Genomic DNA, 6,000 nt, shown 5'->3' on the forward strand with positions numbered 1-6,000 from the left:
TGCACTAAAATAATGCAATGGTGATTTGCAATGACAAAATTAAATGAATGATTATTAAGTGAAAAACTATGTTTTTTGAATCTGTTTAAAAAATGAAAAACAAATAGCGCCATTTCTGAGTTAATTCAGGGCAGTCCATTATTTTGTATTTTTATCTGATTGATAGATGTTAGTGCGAGAATGAAACTGAAAATTGACGAATGATACATTTTTGGGAGTCTTTCTGAGCGTCTTGTGGTCATTAAATGTTGAAAGCTGGATGTCTTGCCTGAACTGAAATAATGCCCAGATATTAACCAATGAAATCTCTGCTGCTGCACTTTTAGATGGCGAAAAACATTCAGGGGTGGGTCTGAGGTGATGGTCGTTGGATCTGACTGTATTTTGATGACGTGTTTAATTGAAGCGGCAAAGAATTTTAAAGTTTTAGCCTTGAATGCTTAAGCTAAACGCTGTGTATTAATCGCTTCAGCCCAGTCACAACATCCGCAGCGCGGGCAGACATCCTGAGCACCGTGAATGTACATGGTTTTGCCACAGTGTGTGCAGGCATACAGATGATGCATTTTGATATCGCGAACCGCTTTATAGGGTTTCGGAAATAGTGGCAGTCCATAACGCACTTGTTCAGGTGGATAAAACAAAATACTAAATTTGCCATCACTTTCTAATAAGCCAACTCGAACTTGTCCAAGATGCTCAACATTTTGCTGACGCATTTCAGAGAAGAATTCATCATGTGACATTTTACCTTGCTTAATCTTTTCTAAGACCAATTCACCATCTTCCACAATGTAGAGGGCTTTGCCTTCAATTAAATCTTCAAAAGGTTGGTATTTCATCATGAGCCAAGTGATTATTCGGTATAAACCAATTACCACCGTCATCACAATGAGAGCTTGCAGGAGGGGGAGCTCCTCTTCAAACATTGGGTCGCCTGCAATAGAACCCAAAGCAAGGAGTATCGCAACTTCAAATATGGATAACTGTCGCACGCCGCGTTTGCCTGTTAGGCGTAAGAATACGATGATTAAAACGAACATAATGACGCTACGCAAAATCACTTCGGCAGCAAAAGTCCATGTAGTGTCATGGATGAAAATTTGAGTGAAATCCATGTCTCATCCTTTTTTATCGTTATATGTTTTAACTTAGCAAAGCGCTGGGCGATAAAGCAGCTCAATTGTGTTAATTTTTAAGCACTATTCGAAAATGAATTTCATGCTAACGGTATTGTATGCATGAGATATTTGATGAAAAAAGTGCTTTAAAATAGCCATAAAAAAAGCACCGACGAATCGATGCTTTTGATGTGGTCTGGCAATTTTTAAAGATGCTCAGTTATTTAATATGTTCTGCAATATCCGTAAAGATTACGCCTAAACCATGTGCGCCTGCATCTGGATAGCCAAGACTGCGGTCGCCCACAGTTCCCGCACGCCCCATACGCGCCACGATTTCTTTGGTCTTTTCAGCACCTTGAACAGCCGCTTTTGCACCAAGGACAAAGTTTTCTTTAAACGATTTGTCGGTATGGGCAGACCATGAATCTGCGCATGGTACTAGGGTATCAATTAGGGTTTTATCACCCACCACTGCGCCACGTCCAAATGAACGTTCACCTGTAGTTTGAATGCCTTTGACCGCTGCTTGCAGCATCTCGGCAAAATCAGCGACAGTTAAAACTGATTTGCCTTGAATTGATTTCGCTGCCGCACGGAATGCTGAACCCCAGATTGGGCCAGACGCGCCACCACAATGTTCCATAATGATCATTGAGCAGTTCAGCATGAATTCATCCATCTGCTGCGCTTGAATCAGACTTTGCCATTCACGTTTTAATTGCTTAAAGCCTTTCGCCACGCTCATACCGAAGTCGCCGTCACCAGCATGCGCGTCCAGCTCACAGAATGGCACTTCATTTCTAATGATACAGGCAGACATCACATCCACCACATAACGCATGTTTTCGATGGTGAATTGCTCATTGCTAATCACCGCATGTTCAGGCTGTGTTTCAACTTGGGTGTTTACTACAGCTTCGGCTGAAGCATCTTTGGATACAAAAGTTAAAGGCTGTGCTGCTGAACCATCCATTTTAAATGCAGGGGTATTGGCTGCTGCATCGAGGTAGGTTTTCAATTCATCATCGACAGCAAGCAAGGACACAGATGCACCATTCATGTCGATACTGGTCATATAGTTGCCGACAAATGTGCGGTAAATTTTGATGCCTTTACGTGCAAGGTGTTCGCATACATCATGGTTAAAGACATACAACTCTTGCAGCGGTGTGCTACCAAAGCCATTGACCAAGACTGCAACTTCTTTCATGTCTGGGCGGTCAAGGAACAGGTCATCCACGATGCGCTGTGCCATTTTTTTGGATGGCAAGATTTTTTCACGACGGATGCCGGGTTCACCATGAATACCAACACCGTACTCCATTTCATCTTCAGCTAAAGAGAAGGTTGGTGTACCTTTGGCAGGTACGGTGCATGAGCTGTAGGCAAAACCAAGGCTAATGACATTGTCCGCAGCTTTTTGAGCAATCGCTTTTACGTCTGCAAGTTCTAAACCTTTTGATGCTGCTGCACCTGCAATCTTATGTACAAACACTGTACCTGCAACACCACGACGACCGACTGTATATAGGCTGTCTTTAACCGCAATGTCATCTGCCACTTTTACATAGTCAACTTTAATGCCGTCTTCAGTTGCAAGGGCTGCGCCATTCTGGAAATTCATCATATCGCCAGAATAGTTTTTGATGATCATCAGCACGCCTTTGTCAGTCGCAACTTGCTGTAAGGCTTTATAGACCTGAATTTGCGATGGAGATGCAAACACATCACCACATACGGCAGCATCGAGCATGCCTGTACCGACAAAACCTGCATGGGCAGGTTCGTGACCGCTACCACCGCCACTGATCAATGCCACGTTGTTGTGTTTTTCTTTGCGTGAAATGATTTTGTGCGACTCGTTAAATGCGAGTTCAGAATGCGCAAGAACAAAGCCTTTGCACATTTCAATTACGATGTTTTCTGCACCGTTCATGAGTTTTTTCATGGATGTACCAATCTGTATTTATAGGGGAGAATGTAAAAAGTTTATTATTATCGAAAAACATAATGTTTGCTGACATAAAAGTGTAAAAAAGCAATTTTTTGATTAAAGGTTGAGTTTTTATATTGAATGACATTCTAAAAAATGAAGATTACTCATTTTAGATAGGAAAAAATTGCAACGTTAAAAGGGGCTTAAATAATTTGTTAAAAAGAGGCCTAAAGTTTTGCAGATCAACATTGCTAATGGTGCTATAAAGAAAAAGAATCCTTAACTCTGAATAAAAGGATGTCAGTTGTGAAAACCATTTAATTTTTTGATTTATAAATATATATGGGCAAAATGCTAAGAATAAAAAATAAAATAAGTGAAAATTTTAAGTCTTTGAAATTTCATTTATTTGAGACAGACGATGTATTCATTTATTGGCCAGACTTTAATAAGGGCATACTTTTACTTGTATTTGCGCTGCTGATTTTGCTTGGGCATTTGGGTTGGTATGTGGTGAATTACGAGTCTGCAAACCAAATTTGGTTTAGTCAGAGCTATCATGATGAGCGTATTTTTACTACGTGGTGTCAGATATTTTTAACCGCCTTTGTACTTTTGCTTGCTTTAGCATTTAAGGGAAATGCGAAGTTCCGTCATGTTATGGGCTGGTTTATTCCGCTATTTTTTGGGCTACTGCTGCTGTATTCAGCCAAAAGCGTTGGCCTTTATAGCCCTGCATCTATGGGCGGAATTTTGAATATTTTGCTGATTGGTTTTGTATTTTATAAACCCAAAGTCATTTATAGCATTATGGTGATTGTGACTTTGGTTTTTGGGGCGATGTGTTATTTCACCGCCATTGGTACATTGCCTTATGCGCCTTTATTTAGTGATCAGCTAAATCAAAGTGATTTGTACAGCAATAGTTTTTGGCTTAAAAGTATGTTGATCCTTTACTCACCGATATTAATTACTTCGGCATTATTTTTTGAAATATTGCTGCGTCAGTGGCGTAATCGAGATCAGAAGATTGAAATTTTGAGCCGAATTGATGGTTTAACGGGAGTATATAACCGTCGTTATTTATCTGAATTTGTGAATAAAAGACATCAAAAGAATTTCCAAAAATATTCGATGATTCTTTTGGATTTAGATCATTTTAAAAAAATTAATGATAGTTATGGACATGAAGCAGGTGACTTAGTATTGCGCCAAGTTGCTCATGTGCTCAGACATGCGGTTCGTGAGCAGGATCGAGTTGGTCGTTTTGGTGGAGAAGAGTTTTCTCTAGTTCTAGCCGATCAGGACTTGCCAAAGGCTTTAGAAATTGCGGAACGCTGTCGTCAGGCTATTGAAGCATTGGAGATCACTCTGCCAGATCAAAGTGTTTTGAAAGTGACGGCGAGTTTTGGTGTTGCTACTGCGCATGAAGGTATGATTATGGATGAAGTGACGCGTTTGGCAGATCAAGCTCTATATAAATCAAAAGAAAATGGGCGGAATCAGGTGCAGTTTGCTGTATTAGCATGATTGATTTATCTCGCTAGCCCATGCACGTCATCTTAAAGCAATTGTTGAGGATTCGCTCAGGAGAGCGAGCTTCCATTAAATCTTTAAAATAGACTTAACAACTAGATTGACCTCTCCCTAACCCTCTCCTAAAAGGAGAGGGAACATCCATTATTGAATTTATGCGGATATCTAATTCGTACTGAAAGCTCCCTCTCCCATTGGGAGAGGGCTGGGGTGAGGGAGTATTGTGCGATGGTATACAGCACTTTACGGATGATGGGTTAGAAGCAGATCGAGTTCGAGATGAGGCTTTGGCTCAACTTGGTACGAAAGTATTGAGATTTGATAATGGGCAGGTTTGGGGACAGATTAATTGTGTTGTAGAACAAATATGTAAAAAATTAAAGTTGTGATAAATTTGTGTAAATTTTAACTTGATAATTATTATGGATATTTTTGATTTTGTGGGTAGTTATAAAAACCATCCAGTATTGTTTGTCGGTAGTGGTTTTAGTCTGCGTTATCTGAAAAATTCTTACAATTGGCCAGACTTACTAAGAACTATTGCGATTGAGTTGACGGGCTCTGATGAATATTATTTGGATCTTAGGCAATCAAGCTTTGATGAAAAGAAAGATGAATGTAATTTAATGCAATTAGCAAGTGCTTTAGAAGAAAAATTCAATGAGGTTTTAAAAAATGATAGAAATGGGAAATTTAAAGAAATAAATGACAAGTTTTATGAATTGAGTCGAAATAATAAAACTGTAAGTCGTTTTAAGCTTTATGTATGTGATTTACTTAATCATATGGATTTCAAAAATGGAGTGAATGGAGAAGTTGATTTATTTAGAGAAATGTCGAAGAATATATCTTCAATTATTACAACAAATTATGATTTGCTTTTAGAGGAATTAGTTGATTTTATTCCGTTAATTGGTAATGAGATTTTACTAAGTAATCCATACGGAACAATTTATAAAATTCATGGTTGTATAAATAATCCTAGTTCAATTATTTTGACTAAAGATGACTATATTCAATTTAATCAAAGATATGATCTAATTAGAGCCCAATTAATATCTCTATTTGTACATAATCCAATTATATTTTTAGGCTATAGTGTTCAAGATGAAAATATACAAAGTATTCTAAATACTATTTTTAAGTATGTTCCTCCAAATTCAGAACAAGCAAAAAAGATTAAAAGAAATTTTTTATTAGTTGAATATGAGCCAGATCTTAAAAGTACGGAAATTTCTGATCATGATATTTTGGTTGATGGTAATTTAATTAGTATCGGCTTTGTTGCACAAACCTATCTGTAAAGGCTTTTTCAGCGATATAATTTTCAAATGAAGAAGCCTACACACAAAATCTACCGCACAACCAATTGGCCCGCATATAACCGAGCACTCATGAGTCGCG

At 38.4% G+C, this 6,000-nt stretch carries 4 protein-coding genes and 1 pseudogene; 3 read left to right on the forward strand and 2 right to left on the reverse strand.

Going from position 1 to position 6,000, the window contains the following annotated elements:
- Positions 1-440: 440 nt before the first annotated feature.
- Positions 441-1,118: a DUF421 domain-containing protein gene (locus FTT92_RS15280; protein ID WP_180172537.1), complete on the reverse strand. Its 678-nt coding sequence runs from the start codon at positions 1,116-1,118 to the stop codon at positions 441-443.
- A 223-nt stretch (positions 1,119-1,341) separates the two neighbouring features.
- The gene (gene dhaK / locus FTT92_RS15285; RefSeq protein WP_180172538.1) at positions 1,342-3,072 is read right to left on the reverse strand and encodes a dihydroxyacetone kinase subunit DhaK; all 1,731 of its coding nucleotides are present in this window, start codon (positions 3,070-3,072) and stop codon (positions 1,342-1,344) included.
- A gap of 381 nt (positions 3,073-3,453) precedes the next feature.
- Between dhaK and FTT92_RS15290 the strand changes: the two genes are divergently transcribed.
- The 3 genes and pseudogenes from FTT92_RS15290 to FTT92_RS15300 all read left to right on the forward strand — a co-directional run bounded on the left by FTT92_RS15290 (position 3,454) and on the right by FTT92_RS15300 (position 5,900).
- Positions 3,454-4,590 (forward strand): GGDEF domain-containing protein, encoded by a 1,137-nt coding sequence (locus FTT92_RS15290; RefSeq protein WP_180172539.1) that lies wholly within the window; start codon positions 3,454-3,456, stop codon positions 4,588-4,590.
- 230 nt (positions 4,591-4,820) lie between these two features.
- Positions 4,821-4,985, forward strand: a pseudogene (locus FTT92_RS15295) (endonuclease domain-containing protein); the annotation flags it as partial.
- A 33-nt stretch (positions 4,986-5,018) separates the two neighbouring features.
- On the forward strand, positions 5,019-5,900 hold the full coding sequence (locus FTT92_RS15300) for an SIR2 family protein (RefSeq protein WP_257231759.1): 882 nt from the start codon (positions 5,019-5,021) through the stop codon (positions 5,898-5,900).
- Positions 5,901-6,000: the final 100 nt, after the last annotated feature.

Origin of the sequence: Acinetobacter sp. YH12023 (assembly GCF_013420135.1) — a bacterium.
Classification (GTDB): domain Bacteria; phylum Pseudomonadota; class Gammaproteobacteria; order Pseudomonadales; family Moraxellaceae; genus Acinetobacter; species Acinetobacter amyesii.

Coding starts and splice junctions, on each gene's coding strand:
- FTT92_RS15300 (WP_257231759.1), top strand. CDS start 5,019: ATGGATATTTTTGATTTTGTGGGTAGTTATAAAAACCATCCAGTATTG.
- dhaK (WP_180172538.1), bottom strand. CDS start 3,072: ATGAAAAAACTCATGAACGGTGCAGAAAACATCGTAATTGAAATGTGC.
- FTT92_RS15280 (WP_180172537.1), bottom strand. CDS start 1,118: ATGGATTTCACTCAAATTTTCATCCATGACACTACATGGACTTTTGCT.